We start from the raw sequence: 19,161 nt of genomic DNA on the forward strand, positions 1-19,161 counted from the left end.
ACATTATCCGGCTGCAGCAAGGGACATTTCAGGCAGGGATTGTCCGCGCGAGGCGGCGACGATCGCATCGACATCGAGGATGAGCGCCACGCGCCCGTCGCCGAGAATGGTCGCCGCCGCAATGCCCGGAACATGGGTGTAGTTCGCCTCGAGGCTCTTGATCACCACCTGGCGCTGGCCCTGGATGGCATCGACCATCAAGGCGCGCTGGCCGCCGCCTTCGGACTCGACGAGGAGTGCCACGCCTTCGACCGGATTGGCCTGGGTGGCGCGGAAGTTCAGGATGCGGCCCACGTCGACCAGCGGGCAGAAGGAGTTGCGGATCGAGATCAGCCGCTGGGAGGCGCCGAAACTATGGATCGCCGAGGCCTCGGGCTGAAGGGTTTCGACGATCGCCGTCAGCGGCACGACGAGAGTCTGGCTGGCGACCGTCACCACCATGCCGTCGAGGACGGCGAGCGTCAGCGGCAGGCTCATCGTGAAGACGGAGCCCTGCCCCGGCTTCGACTGAATGTTGATGCGGCCGCCGAGCGCCTGGATCGAACGCTTGACGACATCCATGCCGACGCCGCGACCGGAAATGTCGGAGATCTTGTCCGCGGTCGAGAAGCCCGCGTGGAAGATCAGGTTGTCGATTTCCTCGTCCGAGAGATTTGCGTCCGCGGCGATCAGGTCATTGTCGATCGCCTTTTGCCGGACCTTCTCGCGGTTGATGCCGGCGCCGTCGTCGGCAAGCTCGATGACGATGCGGCCGGACCGGTGCTTTGCCGTCAGCCGGACCGTGCCTTCCGGGTTCTTGCCGGCTGCGACGCGCTTTTCCGGCGTTTCGAGGCCGTGGTCGACCGCGTTGCGGATCATATGCGTGAGCGGCTCGGCGAGCTTGTCGATGACGGTCTTGTCGACCTCGGTGTTCTCGCCCTCGGTGACGAGGCGGACCGACTTGCCGGTCATGTCGGCGATTTCGCGGACGATACGCGACATGCGCTGGAAGACCGGCTTCACCGGCTGCGCGCGGATCGCCATGACGCTGTCCTGGATCTCGCGGGTGAGCTGCTGCAGCTCCTCGAGCCCCATGTTGATCGACGACGTGCCGTTCGTGTCGTTCTCGATGACGCTCTGCGACAGCATCGCCTGGTTGATGACGAGCTCGCCGACCAGGTTGATCAGGCGATCGACGCGATCGAGATCGACGCGGATCGTCGGGGTGGCGGCGGAGGCAGCGGCCTGCTGTGCGGCCGCCTGTGCCGCGGAAGCCGGCGCCGCACTCCTGGCGTTCTCGGCGGACGCGCGCGCGGTCTGGGCCATCTGCAGGACGTTGCTCGCGATCGACGCAGCCGATACCGCCTCGTCGCGAGCCTCGCGCTGCCGGGCGGCAACCTGCTCATCATCCTCGGCCGCCCCAGCCAAGGCCGGCATGGCTTCATCGAGCAGCGACAGGTCGAAAGGAACAGGCTGCATCGGCAGCTCGTCGCCCGCGCCAGCGTGATTGCCGCCTGCCAGCGTAACCTCGAGCTCGCAATCCCATTCGGCGAATTCGAACACCGAGCGAATCGCCTCTTCGCCCTTGTCGGTCTTCAGCGAAATCTTCCAGGCGAAATAGGCGGCCTCCGGATTCATGCTGCCGAGCGCCGGCAGTTCATCCATGTCGCAATGGATGCTCATCTCGCCGAGGCGAGAGAGATCGCGCAGCAGCAGCGTGGCGTCGTTGCCCTTGCCATAGAGTTCCGACTTCGGCCTGAAGAGGATCTCAAAGGTAGACGGCTCGATCGTCGGGGGTTCGCTCGTTTCGAAATCCTCGAAAGAGAAGGCGACGGGCTGAAACCCTTCCTCGTTCACTGCGGGCGCCGGTATGGCTGCGGGTGCTGCCTTCGCGGGCGCCGGTGCGGACTTCGCAGGTGCCTCGGCAGCAGGCTGCGGCAATTCGCCATTGGCGAGGGCTTCGAGTTCCTTGATCAGCTGCCGGCTGCGCGCCCCGTCGACACTGCCGCCGTCGCGGGCGGCATTGGTGAGGTCGGCGAGCACATCCGCCGATTTCAGCATGACCTTCAGGACGTCCTGATTGGGCTCCAGCCTGTTGGATCGAACGCAGTCTAGCGTCGTCTCGAAGACATGCGCGAACGAGACGAGGTCATCGAGCCCGAACGCGCCGGCGCCACCCTTGATCGAGTGGACCGCGCGGAAGACGGCGTTGACCGTCTCGGGATCGCGGTCGCCATCATTGAGCTTCAGGAGACCCGACTCCAGTTCCGCGAGCTGCTCCTCGCATTCCTGGAAGAAAATCTCTTTGATTTCGTTCATATCCATTGGAGGACACCCTCGATGTTCAGGCCGTTACACGCTCGATGGCATCGATCAGCTTGGTAGGGTCGAACGGCTTGACAATCCAGCCGGTAGCGCCCGCCTGCCGCGCGCGGTTCTTCTTCTCGGCGTCGCTTTCCGTGGTGAGCACCAGGATGGGGATGGCGCGGTAGCGGTCGTTCCTGCGCACGCCTTCGATAAAGCCGAAGCCGTCGAGGCGGGGCATGTTGATGTCCGTGACGATCACGTCCGGATTGGCGGTCTCCAGCACTTCGAGGCCTTCGACACCGTCCTCCGCCTGGATCGTTTCGAAGCCGGCGTTGTTGAGGGTGACAAGAAGCATGTTCCGGATTGTCCGGGAATCGTCCACAGTCAGAACTCTCTTCTTCATTTCTCAAATCTCCTTTGCCATCAGGGGCGCGACGTCCACGCCGATGAGCTGTGTCGTTTTAACGAACGCGTCCGACACCTTTGCAAAGGTGAAGGACATCCGATCCTCTTCCCAACTTCTTGCACCGGCCATCAGCACCTGTGCGCAGAGCGTTCCGATCCGCTCGACGGCGGACGCATCGATCTCGATCGGAGCCCCCTTGAGCGTTAGCAGCCTTTCATGCAACGCCGTCGCTTCGTTCAGGTCCAGGACCGGAGCGAGCTTCAGCGATTTCTTTGCGATGTTCCTGCTGGCCATTCTGTTCCTCGACCGACCTGTTCACTGACACTAGCGCCGCCATCCGGCGACCTGCCGCCCGGAGGCGGCGTCATCGCCGAACGGCATCGCTCTATCGTCCTCATCGACTTGCGGCAGAAGCGCGGACGGCGGGGCGAATGTCGAAGCCCTCAATCCGGCCTGGCGCTCGAAACGAAAGCGGCGGATCGTCTGTCCCAGCTCCAGGATGGTGCCGTGGAGATCTTCGGTCGAAGCCGCCGTCTCGCCGGCGAGTTCCGCGCTTCGGCTCATCGCCTTCGAGATGCCGCCGATCTCGGAGGCCGCGGCGGCCAGATCGCTCACCTGCGATTGCGCCTCCCGCGCGATGCCGGAGACGGCGGCATTGATGGAGATCACCTGCTCGACGATGCTGCTGATCGCATTCTGCGTCTGGCCGACGATCTCGACGCCGGCTTCGACCTGCGTCTTCGTGCCGTTGACGAGCTGCTTGATCTCGCGCGCCGCCTCACCCGAGCGCTGCGCAAGGGCGCGGACTTCCTGGGCGACGACAGCGAAGCCCCGGCCGCTTTCGCCGGCGCGTGCCGCCTCGATGCCAGCGTTGAGAGCGAGAAGATTGGTTTGGAAGGCGATCTCGTCGATGACGCCGATGATCTGGCCGATCTTTTCCGCGGAAGCCTCGATATCCGCCATGGCAGAAATCGCCTGACCGGCGATCTCGCCGCTGCGCTCCGCAGCCAGGCGCGTCTCGCTGGCCTTAGCCTCAGCCTCGCTGATCCTGATCGAGCCGGCGCGCATGCGTTCGGTCATCGCGCCAAGCGCTGCGACGCGGTCGGTCAGTGCCTCCGCCTCGCCGAGAGCCGAGCCGGAAAATTCGGTCGTGCGGCTGCGCAAGCTTTCGACCATGCTCTCGGCCGCCGCTGCACGCTTGTCGCCGGACTGCAGGGCTTGCTGGATCTGGTCCAGGGCGGCATTCAGCCCAGCGGCGATCGGCCGACAGACATCGGGCCCGTCGGTTGGGAGGCGAGCACCAAGATCGCCGTCGCCGAGAGCCTGCATGAAATCGGAGAAGAGCGCCGTCACTTCGGTCTCGTCGCCCTTGCGCTGATCCGAGAGCTGGCGCTGATGCTGCTGGCGGAGCGCATTGAAGCGCAGCGCCACCGCAATCTCGCTGTCGACGAAGGCGGCGCGCACCAGAGCGGCAACGAGGCGGCAGAGCTCGTGCCTGCGCGCGCTTCCGAAGGGAAGCAGGGACTTGGGCCAGGCATCCTCGACGGCGCCGACAATGAGATGCTCAAGCACGACCGCGTGGCTTGCGAGCTGCCAGCGCGGGTCGAGGCTCATGCGGGCTTCGGTGTCGGCCAGCACCTTGACGCGTTCGGCATAGAGCCCGTCGAAACGGGCATCGGTCAGCACATTCCAGTGGGACGACTGAAGATCGTGCAGCCGGTCGAGCTGGCGATCATTGTCGAAATGGCGAGCGGCGTCCGGATTGGTCTGCAGCCGATGGAAAAGGTCACGCAGCGCAAGCTCGATGCGCGGCGACAGGGCCTGTCGACGATCACGCAGAAGCGCGCAGGCTGCCTCGTCGAGACCGGCAAAGCGCAGGCGCTCGAGCAGGCTGGCCGCCTGGCTCTTCCTTGCCTGTTCTGACGCTTCCTGCTGCACGCTGTTCCCCGGCCTGATGCGTAGTCGAGACTTGCCTGAGGGAAGATGTGGCCCGAAAGGGCTGTGGCCGGTCACGCCCACTCGGTGAGATCGGCGTGCCTGAGCGTTCTCTATCGTCCATCCCGCAAGTAACTTCGGTGAAATTCATACCGGACCGGAACCGGTACGGCGGTACGGCATCATGCCTTGAGAGAAGCTGAGACTTCCTATTCCGACGTGTGGGACCATGTTTATGGTTAATTCCTTGCTTGAAGGTTAACGGTTTTTGGCCCGTAATCGGAATCGCTAAAATTCAACCAGCGCGTTATTAGCTGCTATCATGCACTGATTTACTCTGCCGGAGACAACAGGTTTTTAATCACAAGAGTTTAGAATTGCAGTTCTACTTGTCGTCCAGTATCGAGGCGAAGGTCGAATGGGCGCAAACCGCGCAAGCTGCACCGTCACAGGCACAGGCGACATCATGAAGATGCGTCCACGGGTATGAGCAATGATTGTTCTTGGAATTAGCGCCGCCACCATCGCAATCCTCGCAATGACGGCGATCTCGATCGTCATCAATCTCGAACATAGAAGAGCGGCGAACAGAAACATTTTCTGACGCGCGGTCTTTCGACCAGCGTCCAAGAAGATCGGTTCGCTCTTACTTTCTCCTATCCATCGATACACATTTGCGACTGCGGCCGCTCTACACGTGCTCGGCGGTCAAGCGCTGCCATTTGTGTGCGTAATCGACATAGCTCCGTGGGACAGCTTCCGAGAAGGCTTCCGCTCCTGTCCTGATCGCGGCACCCGCGACAAGGCAGGCCGCACCGAGGCTCGTTCCAGTGCTGCTGAGGCAGTTGGCGAGCACCGGCCGGCCGGTAGCAGCGGCCAGCATCCGCAAGTAGGCGGAATTCCCGGCGAACGGACCTTCCACGACAATTTCGCCCATCGCGCCTATGAGATCGAGGCAGGTCGCCGTCATCAGGGAAAGATGGAAGGAGACGGCGGCGAGCCGCTCGGCTGGGGCGAGATTGTCTTCGTTCACCGTCCAGCGCGGCTCTGCCGAGGGGAAAGGACCGGAGCCGCCCGGCACCGACGGCAGCAGCATATAGCCTTCTGCAAGCACACGACGTTCGGCCTCGGGTGAAGGTGGCGGCGGATCGTCGCCGATCAACAACGAAAAGGCGCGGCCGCCCATGAAGCGGGCAGATGGAACCGGATCGCCGAGTGCATTGACATTGATCAGCGTATCTCGCCTCTCGTCGAGCTCCACCTGCTCACCGCCGACCGACATCATGACGACCCAGGTCCCGGTCGAGACGACGGAAAACGGCGCGCTGCGGGTCAGCAGGTGCGGCAGCAGCGAGGCGTTCGAATCGTGGATGCCGCAATAGACTGGCAGCCCGTCCGGCAGGCGCGTTGCCTCGGCAAGCGCGGGAAGCAGGCCGCCTATCACCTCGTCCGCCTTGCGCACCGGCGCAAAAAGCGGGGCCCAACCCCGCGCCTCGACCATCGTCGAGAACGTTGCAGACTTGGGACTCCACAGATCGGTATGACAGCCGAGCGAGGTCAATTCGTTCGTCGCAACGCCGGTGAGACGATAGGACCAATATTGCGCATAGGTGAGGATCGTCGCGACCTCGGCGAAATGTCGCGGAAAAATGCGCTGCTGCCAGAAGAGCTGCGCACCGACATTGAGCCCCATCGGCAGGCGGGCCGAGCCGGTCTCGGAAAAGGGCGGGCGCGCCTGGCCATATTCTTCGGCAAGCGCGTCCGGTCCGCCATATTCATAATCGAGCACCGGCATAGCAAGGTTGCCTGCGTTGTTGAGCAGGACGGCGGTCGCCCCATGTGTTGTCACGGAAATCGCATCCACCGGGTGTTCGCGGTGCAGTGCGGCGAGGCTATCAAGCATGAAACGCCATAGATATTCGACGTCGAAATGCGGATAGAGGCCGTCCTTCACGACGACGTTGGGCATTTTGCGGACGGCAATTTCCTCGAAGCGCCGGAGATCGACCAACGCGACCTTGGCGTTTGTCTTGCCGATATCGATGACGGCGACGGTTTTCATGTCAGCTGAGATGGAAAACGGTCTTGAGCGGCACGGCGACCGGCTCGTTGTCCGCCCGCGTTTCCATGATGTCGGCCATGTAGGCCCACCATTTCCGCATGATCGGGTGCGACGGCAGATCGGCCATCTTGTGGTCCTCCGTACGCCAGAGCACGCCGAACAGCAGGTTGGTCTCCTCGTCGAGATGGATCGAATAGTCGGAGACGCCGGCATCTTTGAGCAGCGTCACCAACTCCGGCCAGATCGCATCATGACGCGCTCTGTATACCTCGGCCATGCCGGGGTTGAGCCGCATGCGGAAAGCGTATTTTTCCATCGGGAAACCTCAGTGCGCGAGACGGCGGCGGGCGCGCCGCCAGAGGATCGGCAGGGCGATGACCGAGATCAGCAGCAGGCCGATGAAGATCGACATGACGATCCCCGGAACGTTCAGGAGGCCGAAGCCGAAGGTGACCATGCCCATGATCAGCGCCGCCAGGACCACGCCCGGTATCGTGCCCGAACCGCCGAGAATGTTGACGCCGCCGAGCACCACCATGGTGACGACCTCGAGCTCCCAGCCGAGTGCGATCGAAGGGCGCGTCGAGCCGAGGCGGGAGGTGAGGCAGATCGAGGCGAGCCCGGCCATCAGTCCCGTCAGCAGGAAGAGCGTGAACTTCACCCGCGCCACGCGCACGCCGGAGAAGAGCGCCGCCGTCTGATTGTTTCCGATGGCGTAGACGGCGCGGCCGAAATTCGTCTTGTGCAGGAGCACGCCGTAGGCGACGGCGAGCAGCACGAAGAGGGTGAACTCGAAGGAGAAGACCCACCAGACATAACCCTGGCCGAACCAGGCAAAGCTTTCGGGATAGCCGGTAAAGGCCTGGTCGCCGAGAATGATGAAGGACAGGCCGCGGAACAGACTCATCGTGCCGATCGTCACGACGATCGACGGCAGGCCGAGGCCGGTGATCAAGAGGCCATTGAGGGCGCCGCAGGCAAGCCCAACGCCGAGACCGATCGCGACAAGCGCCGGCGTATCGACGCCGAGCTGCACGGCATAGCCCATCGCCGTCGAGGCGAGCGCGATGATCGAGGCGACCGAGAGATCGATCTCGCCGGAGATGATCACCAGCGCCATCGCGAAGGCGATCATCGCCTTTTCGGTGAAGTTGAAGGTGGCGTCGGACAGGTTCCACGGGTCGAGGAAATAGGGCGACGCAAAGGAATTGCCAAGGAAGATCAAGGTCGCGACCACGATCAGCAGCGCTTCCCAGCTCTTCATGATGCGGGCGCCGCGCCCCTCGAGGCGATCGGGGATGTTGCGGGGAGAGAGTTGAGCGTGGGCCATCAGACCGCCTCCGCTTTCCTGAGAATGACCCGGCCCTTGCGCCGCTCGGCGCGGGCGTTGACGGCGACGGCGATGATGATGACCGTTCCGGAGATCGCCATCTGCGCAAAGGGCGAGATGTTGATCACCGGCAGGGCGTTCTTGATCACGCCGAGGAAGAGTGCGCCGAGCACGGCGCCGGCCACCGAGCCGATGCCGCCGGCAATCGAAATGCCGCCGATGACGCAAGCCGCGATGATGTCGAGCTCGAAGCCGGCGGCGATATCGACATAGGCGACCGCATAGCGCGACACCCAGAGATAGCCCGAGAGGCCGGCGAGCGTGCCCGAAAGGCAATAGGCGAAGAAGCGCGTGCGGCCGACATCGATGCCAGTATAAATCGCGGCATGCGGATTGCCGCCGACCGCATAGAAGGCCCGACCGAGCGGCGTGCGGCTCATCACCAGGAACATCACGCAGACCATCAGCAGCGAGAGCCAGGAAAGCACCGGCACACCGGCGAGATCCAGCCGTGGCAGGGCCTTGAAGGCCTCGCTCATCTCGTGGGCATTGATCCACTTGCCGTCCGTCAGGAGGAAGATCAGGCCGCGAAAGATCGTCAGCGTTCCGAGCGTGACGACGATCGGCGGGATGTCGAGCTTCCAGACGAGCGTACCGTTGATCATGCCGAGCAGACCGCCGAGCGCCATGGCGGCAAGGATGATGAGCGGGATCGGCAGGCCGGGAAAGGCCGCGTTCAGCATGGCCGCGACCATGCCGCAAAGCGCGAGGTTCGCCGCCATCGAGAGGTCGATGCATCGGGTGAGGATCACCGCCATCTGGCCAAGCGCCAGGATGATCAGGATCGACGTGTCGTTATAGACGCGGGCGAGATTGAACGGCGCCACGAAAGCAGGAAAGCGCAAGGCGATCAGGGCGAGCAATACGACAACCGCTACAACGAGCAGGATTTCGCGATTCTTGAGGAGCTTGGCGATCATGCGGCCCTCCCGTTGAGCTGCGTTTCGATGCCGGCGGCGGCGCGCACCAGCCTCTCGGCCGTCAGTTCGGATCGCTCGAAGCGGCCGGCGATCCGGCCTTCGCGCATGACGATGACCCGGTCGGACATGCCCATGATCTCCGGGATTTCCGAAGAGACCATGATGACGCTCAAGCCTTGCGCCGCGAGCTCGCTCATGAAGGCGTGGACGGCGGCCTTGGAGCCAATGTCGATGCCCTTGGTCGGCTCGTCGAGGATGATGACCTTCGGCTTCGTCGCCAGCCACTTGGCGATCACCACCTTCTGCTGGTTGCCGCCGGAGAGCGTGCCGACGTCCTGGTCGAGCGATGCGGCGCGAAGATCGAGGCGGGAAGTGTATTCACGCGCCAGGGCGAACTCGTCGGCGAGCTTCAGGAAGCCTGAGCGCGACGTGTGCGAAAGCGATGGCAAGGTGACGTTCTGGAAGATCGGCATGCCGATGATCGCCCCTTGGCGGCCGCGCTCTTCAGGCACGTAGACGATACCGGCGCGTATCGCCTCGGCGGGACTGCGGATGACCAGCACCTCGCCGTCGAGCTTGACCGCACCGGCCGACGGGTGGGTGATGCCGATCAGCGACTGCATGAACTCCGAGCGGCCGGCGCCGACGAGGCCGTAGAAGCCGAGGATCTCGCCGCGCCTCAGCTCGAAATTGATGTCCTCGAATTCGGTCGGATGGCGGTAGCCGGAAACCGTCAGCACCGGCTCACCGATCCTGACCTCCTTCTTCGGATAGACGGAATCGACGGCACGACCGACCATCATGCGGACGAGATCGTCCTGGCTGACCTCGGCAATCAGTCCCTCGCCGACCATCGTCCCGTCGCGGAAAACCGTGTAGCGGTCGGCGATCCGGAAGATCTCGTCGAACTTGTGGCTGATGAAGAGGATCGCCTTGCCGTCGGCCTTCAGCCGCTCGATCAGGGCGTAGAGCTCATGGATCTCCTTGTGCGACAGGGCCGCCGTCGGCTCGTCCATGATGACAACCTGCGCATCCACCGAGAGCGCGCGGGCGATCGCCACCAGGTGCTTCTTGGCGATGCCGAGATCGCGCAACCGGATCGTCGGGTCGAAGTCCGCACCGGCCCGGTGCAGCAGAGCCTCGGCGTCCGCGTTCAGCTTCTTCCAGTCGATCAAACCGAACCGGTTGCGCGGGGCATGCCCGAGGAAGATGTTTTCCGCGACGGAGAGCTCGTCGAAGAGAACCGTCTCCTGGTGGATCGCCGTCACCCCGGCGCGCGCCGCAGCAAGGGCGGTGGGGAACGTGGTGTCCGAGTCGGCGACCCGTATCACGCCGGAATCCGGCTGGTAGATGCCGGTCAGGATCTTGACGAGCGTCGATTTGCCGGCGCCGTTCTCGCCGATCAGCGCCGTCACCGAACCCGGATAGAGCGCGAGAGAGACATCCGAGAGAGCACGCACGCCCGGAAAGGACTTCGATATGCCCTCCAGCGTGATGGCGGGCTTCGCCCGCGATGGGGTCTTTTCCTGCAACAAGAGAGGGTCCACCAGTTCAGTCGTTTCAATTGGGCGGCGGTCGTTCGGGCGTCCTTCATTGTGAGGCTGCCCCTCACCCTAGCCCTCTCCCCGCTCGCGGGGAGAGGGGACATGTCGCAGCCCGCGGTTTCCGCCAGCGTTCATGAAGGGCGAGGCGCCGCCACGCGTTCCCTTCCCCCCGTCCAAACGGGGAGAAGGTGGCCGGCAGGCCGGATGAGGGGCAAGCGCCCCTCCCCGATCAGAAGATCTTCGCGAATTCCTCGACGTTCGAGGCATCATAGACGAACGGATCGGCCATGGCGCCTTCGTTGTTGTCGTCGAGCTTGACGGTGCCCATGCGGCCCATCTTCAGTTCCGCGCCGGGCTTGGCTTCCGCGCCGCCGATGAGATCATAGGCGATCATCGTGGCCGAATAGCCGAGGTCGATCGGGTTCCAGATGGCGAAGGACTTCGAGGCGCCGGACTTCACGTGGCCGGCCATTTCGGACGGCAGCCCAAGACCGGTGACGTTGATCTGGCCGATCTTGCCGGCGTCGGTGACGGCCTGAGCGGCGGCGACGATGCCGACCGAGGTCGGAGCGATGATTGCCTTCAGGTTTGGATGGGACTGGATGAGGCCTTGGGTTTCACGATAGGACTTGTCGGCCAGGTCATCGCCATAGACGGTGGCCACGACGTTGATGCCCTTGTAGTTGCCCTGCACCTTCTTCATCTCGGCAATCCAGGTGTTCTGGTTGGTGGCCGTTGCCGAGGCCGAGAGCACCGCGACGTCGCCGCCTTCCGGCAGGTTATCGGCGGCGAGCTTGATGATCATGTTGCCGATCAGCGGGCTCGATGACGGGTTGAGGTGCATCAGCCGGCCTTCCTTGGCGACGCCCGAATCCCATGAAATCACCTTGATGCCGCGGTCCATCGCCTTTTTAAGGGCCGGCACGAGAGCGTCGGTGTCGTTCGCCGAAACCGCAATCGCATCGACCTTCTGGGCGATCAGCGAGTTGATCACCTCGATCTGGCCCTCGGCGGTCGTCGAAGTCGGACCGGTATAGATGATCTCGACGTCGCCCAGTTCCTTGGCCGCTTCCTGGGCACCCTTGTTGGCAGCCTCGAAGAAGCCGATGCCGAGCGCCTTGACGACGAGCGCGATCTTCTTGTTTTCCGCATGGGCGGCGTTGGCCATGAGCGCGACCGCGACGGCGGCCGTCACCATCAATGATTTCAGAACTTTCATCACTTTCTCCTCCCTTGGGCCTGCATCCGGACTGGATGCATCAACCGACCCGACAATTCCATTTGACGGTCCTGCTACCGGCTCGCCCGGTCAGACCGCTTCCATTTTCCCCCTCCCCATCCGCCTCAGGCGGATGTCGAAGCAGTTTCCGCGTCGGCCTTCGGCTTCGCATTGGCGATGACGAGATTGACGCCGGCGCTTTCGAGCATCGAGGCATGCCTGTCCTCGATGCCCGAATCCGTAATGACAGTGGTGATGCGCTTGAGGCCGCAAAGAATGAGGCTCGAACGCTTGTGAAATTTCGAGGAATCGGCGAGCACCACGAGCTCGTCGGCCTGGTCGATGAGCTTCTGCTCGGCCTGGATCAAGAGCGGGTCGGCCTCCATAAGGCCGAGCGGCCCGAGCCCCTGCGCGCCCATGAACATGCGGCGCGCGTAGAAATTGCGCGTCACGTCATTGTCGAACGGGCTCAGAATGATGTTCTGCTCGCGGTAGATCGTGCCGCCGGAAAGCATCACCGTGTTCTTCGAGTGCTTCAGCAGATGCTCGGCGATCGGGAAGGAATTGGTGAAGACCTGCATCCGGCGGTTGGAAAGGAAATGCACCATCTGGAAGGTCGTGGTGCCGCCATTGATGATGATCGGCTCGCCGTCCTGGCAGAGCGCCACCGCTTCGCGGGCGATCGCCTGCTTTTCCCGCGCATGCAGACCCTCGTTGACGCTGAAGGGGCGGCCGGCAAGGCCGACGAATTGCGGCGGATTGATCGCTTCGGCGCCGCCGCGCACCCGGCGCAGTCGTTTCTGCACATGGAGCGCCGCGACATCACGCCGGATCGTCGCCTCCGAGCTGCCGGTCAATTCGACGAGCTCGGGCACGGTCACGACCGGCTTTTCCTGCACTGCCGACAGGATGATCCTATGTCTTTCTTTCTCGTGCATGCGCTCCTCCGATGTCCTGCATGCTTCCATCAGTCCCGCGCATTGTCAATCAGTTTCGATCATCTTTTTTCATTGTGCATTGCAATATGAACGTTTTTGATCGTTTTTGATTGACATCCGCGCATCGGCCGTGTGATCTGATGCCAATCATACCGTCGCGGCCTCGAGTGCCGGCGGCCAGCTTTACCGGGAGGAATTCGAGATGCTCGACAAGCAACAGGGCGCACGCCTGGCCAATCTCTGGGACGACGCCAAGGCGGCGGGGATGAGCGAGCCGGAGCGGCTTCTCTACCGGTCCAATCTGCTCGGCTCGGACAAGCGCATCACCAATTACGGCGGCGGCAATACCTCTGCGAAAGTGATGGAGAAGGACCCGCTCACCGGCGAGATGGCCGAGGTTCTCTGGGTGAAAGGATCGGGCGGCGACGTCGGCACGATCAAGATGGACGGGTTCGCGACGCTCTACATGGAAAAGCTCCGGGCGCTGAAGGGCATCTATCGCGGCGTCGAATTCGAAGACGAGATGGTCGGATACCTGCCGCATTGCACCTTCAACCTCAATCCGCGCGCCGCCTCGATCGACACGCCGCTGCACGCCTATGTGCCGAAAACGCATGTCGACCACATGCATCCGGACGCAATCATCGCCATCGCCGCCTCGAAGAACAGCAAGGAACTGACCAAGAAGATCTTCGGCGACGAGATTGGCTGGCTGCCCTGGAAGCGGCCGGGTTACGAACTCGGCCTCTGGCTGGAGAAATACTGCCTCGAAAACCCGAAGGCGCGCGGCCTGGTGCTCGAAAGCCATGGGCTCTTCACCTGGGGCGACACGGCCAAGGAGGCTTACGAGACGACGATCGAGATCATCAACCGGGCGATCGCCTGGTTTGAGGCGGAAAATACGGCGCCTGCCTTCGGCGGAGAGGCGAAACCGGCGCTTGGCGCTGCGGAACGCGCCGCAATTGCCAGGAAGCTGATGCCGGTGATCCGCGGCCTGATCGGCACTGATGAGAAGAAGGTCGGCCATTTCGACGACAGCAAGGCCGTCCTGGATTTCGTAACATCGACGAACCTCGAACCGCTCGCGGCCCTCGGCACAAGCTGCCCGGACCATTTCCTCAGAACGAAGATCCGGCCGCTCGTGGTCGACTTCGATCCCGCTCAGCCGGATGTCGAAAATACCCTTGCCGGCCTGCCGGAGGCGATCGCCGCCTACCGCGCCGACTATGCGCGCTACTACGACCGCTGCAAGCATGCCGACAGCCCGGCGATGCGCGACCCGAACGCGGTCGTCTATCTCGTTCCCGGTGTCGGCATGATCACTTTCGCCAAGGACAAGGCGACGGCGCGCATTTCCGGCGAATTCTATGTCAACGCGATCAACGTGATGCGGGGCGCCTCGGGCGTTTCGACCTATGTCGGCCTGCCCGAACAGGAAGCCTTCGACATCGAATACTGGCTGCTCGAGGAAGCTAAGCTCCAGCGCATGCCGAAGCCGAAGAGCCTGGCCGGACGCATCGCGCTCGTCACCGGCGCCGCCGGCGGCATCGGCAAGGCGACGGCCAACCGGCTGATGCAGGAAGGCGCCTGCGTCGTCCTCGCCGACATCGACGAGGCGGCCCTCGAAACCGCCGAGAGCGAACTCGCCGCGCGCTACGGCAAGGATTTCGTCCGCTCCGTCAATATGAACGTGACCAGCGAGGCGGCGGTCGAGACCGGCTTCGCAGATGCGCTGCTTGCCTTCGGCGGCCTCGATATTCTCGTCTCCAATGCCGGCCTCGCCTCGTCGGCGGCGATCGAAGACACGACGCTGGCGCTCTGGAACAAGAACATCGACATACTCGCGACCGGCTATTTCCTGGTCTCGCGCGAAGCGTTCCGCATCTTCCGCAGCCAGAAGGCCGGCGGCAACGTCGTCTTCGTCGCCTCCAAGAACGGGCTTGCCGCCTCGCCCGGCGCGTCGGCTTACTGCACGGCCAAGGCCGCCGAGATCCATCTTGCCCGCTGCCTCGCCCTCGAAGGTGCATCGGCACAGATCCGGGTCAACGTGGTCAATCCGGATGCGGTTCTGCGCGGCTCCAAGATCTGGAGCGGCGAATGGAAGGAGCAACGCGCAGCCGCCTACAAGATGGACGTCGATGATCTGGAGGCACATTACCGCGATCGGTCGATGCTGAAGCTCAGCGTCTTTCCCGAGGACATTGCCGAAGCCATCTACTTCCTCGCCTCCGACATGTCGGCGAAATCGACCGGCAACATCGTCAATGTCGACGCGGGCAACGCCCAGTCCTTCACGCGCTGAACGGGAGGTTGCCATGACCAACATGATCAGCACGTCGGTGATCGAAGCCGAGAATGCCAAGCGCCAGGACGCGTTGAGGCGCGACTACGAAAACCTCGGCGAGCGGCTTGCACGCCGCGGCGTCGACATCGACGCGATCAAACAGAAGGTCGCCGCCTATGGCGTCGCCGTCCCCTCCTGGGGGGTCGGCACCGGCGGCACGCGCTTTGCCCGCTTCCCCGGGCTCGGCGAGCCGCGCAACATCTTCGACAAGCTCGAAGACTGCGGCGTCATCCATGAGTTGACGCGGGCGACGCCGGCCGTTTCGCTGCACATCCCCTGGGACAAGGTGGCCGACCTGGCAGCGCTGAAGGAAAAGGGAACCTCCCTCGGCCTCGGCTTCGATGCGATGAATTCGAACACCTTCTCGGACGCTCCCGGCCAGGCGCATTCCTACAAGTTCGGCTCGCTCACCCATACCGATGCCGCAACGCGCCGCCAGGCGGTCGAGCACAATCTCGAATGCATCGAGATCGGCAAGGCGCTCGGCTCGAAGGCGCTGACGGTGTGGATCGGCGACGGCTCCAACTTCCCGGGACAGAGCAACTTCACCCGAGCCTTCGAGCGCTATCTCGACTCGATGAAGGCCGTCTATGCGGCGCTTCCGGATGACTGGCGCGTCTTCACCGAGCACAAGATGTACGAGCCCGCCTTCTACTCGACGGTGGTGCAGGATTGGGGCACGAACTACCTGATCGCACAGGAGCTCGGGCCGAAGGCCTTCTGCCTCGTCGATCTCGGCCATCATGCGCCGAACGTCAATATCGAGATGATCGTCGCCCGGCTGATCCAGTTCAAGAAGCTCGGCGGCTTCCATTTCAACGACTCGAAATATGGCGACGACGATCTCGACACCGGCTCGATCGATCCCTACCGGCTCTTCCTGGTGTTCAACGAGCTGGTCGACGCCGAGACTCGCGCGGCGGAAGGCTTCAATCCGGCGCATATGCTCGATCAGAGCCACAACGTCACGGACCCGATCGAGAGCCTGATGACCAGTGCGACGGAAGTCGGCCGCGCCTATGCCCAGGCGCTCCTCGTCGATCGCCAGGCCCTCGAAGGCCAGCAGCAGGCAAACGACGCACTGATGGCGTCGGAGACGCTGAAAGCCGCCTTCCGTACGGATGTCGAGCCGATCCTCGCCATGGCCCGCCTCGAAAATGGCGGCGCCATCGCTCCGGTCGCGACCTACCGGGCGAGCGGCTATCGGGCGCGGGTAGCGGCCGAACGACCTGCGGTTGCCGGTGGCGGCGGCGGCATCGTCTGAAGAGGCGGCGTGAAGGTAAGCAATCGCTGACACTCGCGCACCGGCCGTCGCTCCTATCCGGTCGCATTGCGATCCCGGGGCGTCCCGCACCCCGGGGGATCGTCACCATCACAGCGCCGTGCGCCTTTTCGGGCCCACGGCGCTGCGGGTGGGAATAGCCGCTCCGCGGCAAGGCATCCCGTTTGCGCAGAAAAATCACTCCCGATCGGATTGGCCTCTATCTGCTCGCGACGGATGAGCTATGTTTCCGGCAAGCACAACCGAAAGGAAGCATTGATGGGCATTGAAAGCATTCTGGTATTTCTGATCGTCGGCGCGGTTGCCGGCTGGCTCGCTGGCCTGATCGTCAGCGGCTTCGGCTTCGGCCTGATCGGCAACATCGTGGTCGGCGTCATCGGCGCGCTTATCGCCGGCTATCTGTTTCCGGCGGTCGGCATCACGCTCGGCACCGGCACTTTCGCCGCAATCATTCATTCGACGCTCGGTGCGATCATCCTGCTCGTGCTGATCCGGATCGTCAAACAGGCCTGAAATGGCGATTTCCCACGCGGGAATCACCTATCATCGGAACCGGTTTGAGGACAAAATCATTCAGCGATTACAAGTGCCACGGCGACTCCTGTCCGACTGACGAGGCGCCGGAGCGATCCGCGTCCGAAGCCGCGGATCGCCACCGCAAGAAGCGAGCGGAGGGAACAATGACCGAGTTCTATGCCGAGAAGATCGAAACCGCGCTGCAATCCTATATGAGCGATCATCCGGCCACTTTGACGCGCCAGGACGCAATCTCCACGATTCTCGAAAACTGGTTCGCAAGCCACGGCTACCTGCCGCCGCAACAGGAAGGTCTACGCCCGGAAGACCTTGACGCTTCGAACGACGACTGAAACATTCTCGTCCTCGAAAGGCCCGCGGACTTTTCTCCGCCCGCATTCCGTTTTGTCAACCCACGACCCAAGCCGAGATGAGCCTCACCTCCGTCAAAGAGTTCTTTTCCCAGCACGCCCCGGACATCGATGTCATCGAACTGGAGCAGAGCACCGCCACGGTGGCGCTTGCGGCCGAAGGGCACGGCGTCGAGCCGGCACAGATCGCCAAGACGCTGGCGCTTCGCGTCGGCGACGAGGTGATCCTCATCGTCACCCGCGGCGACGCTCGCCTCGACAACAGGAAATACAAGGCCCGCTTCGGCACCAAGGCACGCATGCTCGGCTCTAGCGAGGTCGAATCCGAGATCGGCCATCCGGTCGGCGGCGTCTGCCCGTTCGGCCTTGCGAAGCCGCATCCGGTCTATTGCGATGAAGCCCTGAAGGCCTTCGATGTGGTCGTTCCCGCTGCCGGCGCAATCAACGCCGCCGTCCACATCAACCCCCACCGCATGGCGGAACTGACCGGCGCGGAATGGATCGACGTGTCGGAAACCTGACCTCCCAGCCACGGCGCCGGCGCGCCGCCCCGCCCCGATCCTAGAGAACCGCCATGAGAACCATGAGCGAGCCGAACGAAAGCGCGGCCATGAGGCTCATCAGCACCTTCATCATGTGCTTTGTCATCTGCGTAGATCCTTGCCCGCGCTTCTGCAGTAAGAATTTTCCGTCAAGTTGGTTAACAAGTCATCCTGTCAATGCGGATTAGCCCAGCTGTCTCAGGACGTAAGACAAGCATTTACCCGGACCGTTGCTTGCGGGATAATCGGCGAATAGAAGCAGATCTCGAACTTTGGAGGCGCGTCTCGAGACGCGCATGGCGGGCGGGAGGTCTATGGGCACCCCGCCCGCATCGATAACGGAACAGCGCGACATTGCGAACGGCTCTCACGGAAACAACGGCTGCCGCCGGGAAGCCCCTCACGAACAAGGGCGTGCTGCGTGTCGGATTCGTTCTGGCGCGCAGCTTCACGCTCAGCGCCTTCTCGCTCTTCGTCGATGCGCTCCGCCTGGGAAGCGACGTGGAGGACAAGTCGGGGCGCGTGAACTGCGACTGGGAGGTGCTCGGCAGCACGAGAAACTTCGTCATGTCGAGTTGCGGCATCCAGGTGGCGCCGACCGCGCCGCTTCGTCCACCGACGGAATTCAGCTATATCGCAGTCGTCGGCGGACGGCTCAACGTCGCCGAGCCGCTCGATCGGGAGACGATCGACTACCTGCACCGCGCCGCGCGCGCCGGCGTGCCGATCATCGGCGTTTGCACCGGGAGCTTCGTTCTCGCCGAGGCAGGCGTGCTCGACGGCCATTCCGCCTGCGTGAGCTGGCTTCATCATAACGAATTCCGCTCCCGCTTCCCCGCGATCGGGGTCACGTCGAACAGGATCTTCGTTGAGGACCGCAACATCATCACCTGCGCCGGCGGCAGCAGTGTCGCCGATCTCGCGACCTATCTGATCAGGAAGCATGTCGGCGAAGACGCCGAACGCAATGCGCTCGAAATCATGCAGATCACGCGTCGCCGCGAGGCGAGCGAAATGCAGCCGCGAAATCCGCTCGGCCCCGTTCCGGTGCAGGACAAACGGATCAGCCTTGCGCTGATGGTCATGGAGCAGCATCTCGAAGATCTGATCGGCATCGACGACGTGGCGAATGTGCTCGGCATATCGCGCCGGCAGCTCGAGCGCCTGTTCCAGAACGAACTCGGGGCGACGCCGATATCCGTCTATCTGAAGCTCCGCCTCGACGCGGCGATGCGCCTCGTCGCCTCCACCGACAAACCGCTGATCGAGATCGCGCTGGAAACCGGCTTCGAAAACGTCTCGCACTTCATTCGTAAATTCCGCAAGGCATTCTCGATCACGCCGGCTGCGGCGCGCAAGCAGCTCGCTGCCGCCCGTGGCGCACCAAGCCGCAATGGCTAAATGCT

At 63.2% G+C, this 19,161-nt stretch carries 17 protein-coding genes; 6 read left to right on the plus strand and 11 right to left on the minus strand.

Annotation, left to right across the window (positions count from 1 at the left end; all coding sequences use genetic code 11):
- Positions 1 to 3: 3 nt before the first annotated feature.
- The 11 genes from AU381_RS09015 to AU381_RS09065 all read right to left on the minus strand — a co-directional run bounded on the left by AU381_RS09015 (position 4) and on the right by AU381_RS09065 (position 12,700).
- Positions 4 to 2,304 carry a chemotaxis protein CheA gene (locus tag AU381_RS09015; protein WP_064241386.1) on the minus strand — a complete coding sequence of 767 codons (2,301 nt, stop codon included), beginning with the start codon at positions 2,302 to 2,304 and terminating at the stop codon, positions 4 to 6.
- 19 nt (positions 2,305 to 2,323) lie between these two features.
- The gene (cheY1, locus tag AU381_RS09020) at positions 2,324 to 2,689 is read right to left on the minus strand and encodes a chemotaxis response regulator CheY1 (protein WP_064241387.1); all 366 of its coding nucleotides are present in this window, start codon (positions 2,687 to 2,689) and stop codon (positions 2,324 to 2,326) included.
- 3 nt (positions 2,690 to 2,692) lie between these two features.
- Positions 2,693 to 2,986, minus strand: coding sequence for an STAS domain-containing protein (locus tag AU381_RS09025; protein ID WP_064241388.1), 294 nt, complete (start codon positions 2,984 to 2,986; stop codon positions 2,693 to 2,695).
- A 30-nt stretch (positions 2,987 to 3,016) separates the two neighbouring features.
- On the minus strand, positions 3,017 to 4,630 hold the full coding sequence (locus AU381_RS09030) for a globin-coupled sensor protein (protein WP_064241389.1): 1,614 nt from the start codon (positions 4,628 to 4,630) through the stop codon (positions 3,017 to 3,019).
- 688 nt (positions 4,631 to 5,318) lie between these two features.
- The gene (locus AU381_RS09035; protein WP_064241390.1) at positions 5,319 to 6,689 is read right to left on the minus strand and encodes an FGGY-family carbohydrate kinase; all 1,371 of its coding nucleotides are present in this window, start codon (positions 6,687 to 6,689) and stop codon (positions 5,319 to 5,321) included.
- 1 nt (position 6,690) lies between these two features.
- A complete protein-coding gene (gene rhaM, locus AU381_RS09040) occupies positions 6,691 to 7,005 on the minus strand; it encodes an L-rhamnose mutarotase (protein ID WP_064241391.1) in 315 nt (104 codons plus the stop codon).
- A gap of 9 nt (positions 7,006 to 7,014) precedes the next feature.
- The gene (locus AU381_RS09045) at positions 7,015 to 8,019 is read right to left on the minus strand and encodes an ABC transporter permease (RefSeq protein WP_064241392.1); all 1,005 of its coding nucleotides are present in this window, start codon (positions 8,017 to 8,019) and stop codon (positions 7,015 to 7,017) included.
- The gene (locus tag AU381_RS09050) at positions 8,019 to 8,999 is read right to left on the minus strand and encodes an ABC transporter permease (protein ID WP_064241393.1); all 981 of its coding nucleotides are present in this window, start codon (positions 8,997 to 8,999) and stop codon (positions 8,019 to 8,021) included. Before AU381_RS09050 ends, AU381_RS09045 begins: the two co-directional genes overlap by 1 nt.
- The gene (locus AU381_RS09055; protein WP_064241394.1) at positions 8,996 to 10,534 is read right to left on the minus strand and encodes a sugar ABC transporter ATP-binding protein; all 1,539 of its coding nucleotides are present in this window, start codon (positions 10,532 to 10,534) and stop codon (positions 8,996 to 8,998) included. Before AU381_RS09055 ends, AU381_RS09050 begins: the two co-directional genes overlap by 4 nt.
- A 238-nt stretch (positions 10,535 to 10,772) precedes the next feature.
- Complete coding sequence (gene rhaS / locus AU381_RS09060) at positions 10,773 to 11,762, minus strand: rhamnose ABC transporter substrate-binding protein (protein ID WP_064241395.1); 990 nt, start codon at positions 11,760 to 11,762, stop codon at positions 10,773 to 10,775.
- A 125-nt stretch (positions 11,763 to 11,887) separates the two neighbouring features.
- Positions 11,888 to 12,700: a DeoR/GlpR family DNA-binding transcription regulator gene (locus tag AU381_RS09065; RefSeq protein ID WP_064241396.1), complete on the minus strand. Its 813-nt coding sequence runs from the start codon at positions 12,698 to 12,700 to the stop codon at positions 11,888 to 11,890.
- Between the two features lie 202 nt (positions 12,701 to 12,902).
- Between AU381_RS09065 and AU381_RS09070 the strand changes: the two genes are divergently transcribed.
- The 6 genes from AU381_RS09070 to AU381_RS09095 all read left to right on the plus strand — a co-directional run bounded on the left by AU381_RS09070 (position 12,903) and on the right by AU381_RS09095 (position 19,156).
- Positions 12,903 to 15,002, plus strand: coding sequence for a bifunctional rhamnulose-1-phosphate aldolase/short-chain dehydrogenase (locus AU381_RS09070; protein WP_064241397.1), 2,100 nt, complete (start codon positions 12,903 to 12,905; stop codon positions 15,000 to 15,002).
- A gap of 13 nt (positions 15,003 to 15,015) precedes the next feature.
- A complete protein-coding gene (gene rhaI, locus AU381_RS09075) occupies positions 15,016 to 16,308 on the plus strand; it encodes an L-rhamnose catabolism isomerase (RefSeq protein ID WP_064241398.1) in 1,293 nt (430 codons plus the stop codon).
- A gap of 276 nt (positions 16,309 to 16,584) precedes the next feature.
- Entirely contained in the window at positions 16,585 to 16,839 is a 255-nt protein-coding gene (locus AU381_RS09080; protein WP_064241874.1) for a GlsB/YeaQ/YmgE family stress response membrane protein, read from the plus strand.
- A 167-nt stretch (positions 16,840 to 17,006) separates the two neighbouring features.
- A complete protein-coding gene (locus AU381_RS09085) occupies positions 17,007 to 17,195 on the plus strand; it encodes a hypothetical protein (RefSeq protein WP_064241399.1) in 189 nt (62 codons plus the stop codon).
- A 77-nt stretch (positions 17,196 to 17,272) separates the two neighbouring features.
- A complete protein-coding gene (locus AU381_RS09090) occupies positions 17,273 to 17,734 on the plus strand; it encodes a YbaK/EbsC family protein (RefSeq protein WP_064241400.1) in 462 nt (153 codons plus the stop codon).
- Positions 17,735 to 18,169: 435 nt separating this feature from the next.
- On the plus strand, positions 18,170 to 19,156 hold the full coding sequence (locus AU381_RS09095) for a GlxA family transcriptional regulator (RefSeq protein WP_064241875.1): 987 nt from the start codon (positions 18,170 to 18,172) through the stop codon (positions 19,154 to 19,156).
- Positions 19,157 to 19,161 lie beyond the last annotated feature (5 nt).

This window comes from Sinorhizobium glycinis (genome assembly GCF_001651865.1).
Lineage (GTDB): Bacteria > Pseudomonadota > Alphaproteobacteria > Rhizobiales > Rhizobiaceae > Sinorhizobium > Sinorhizobium glycinis.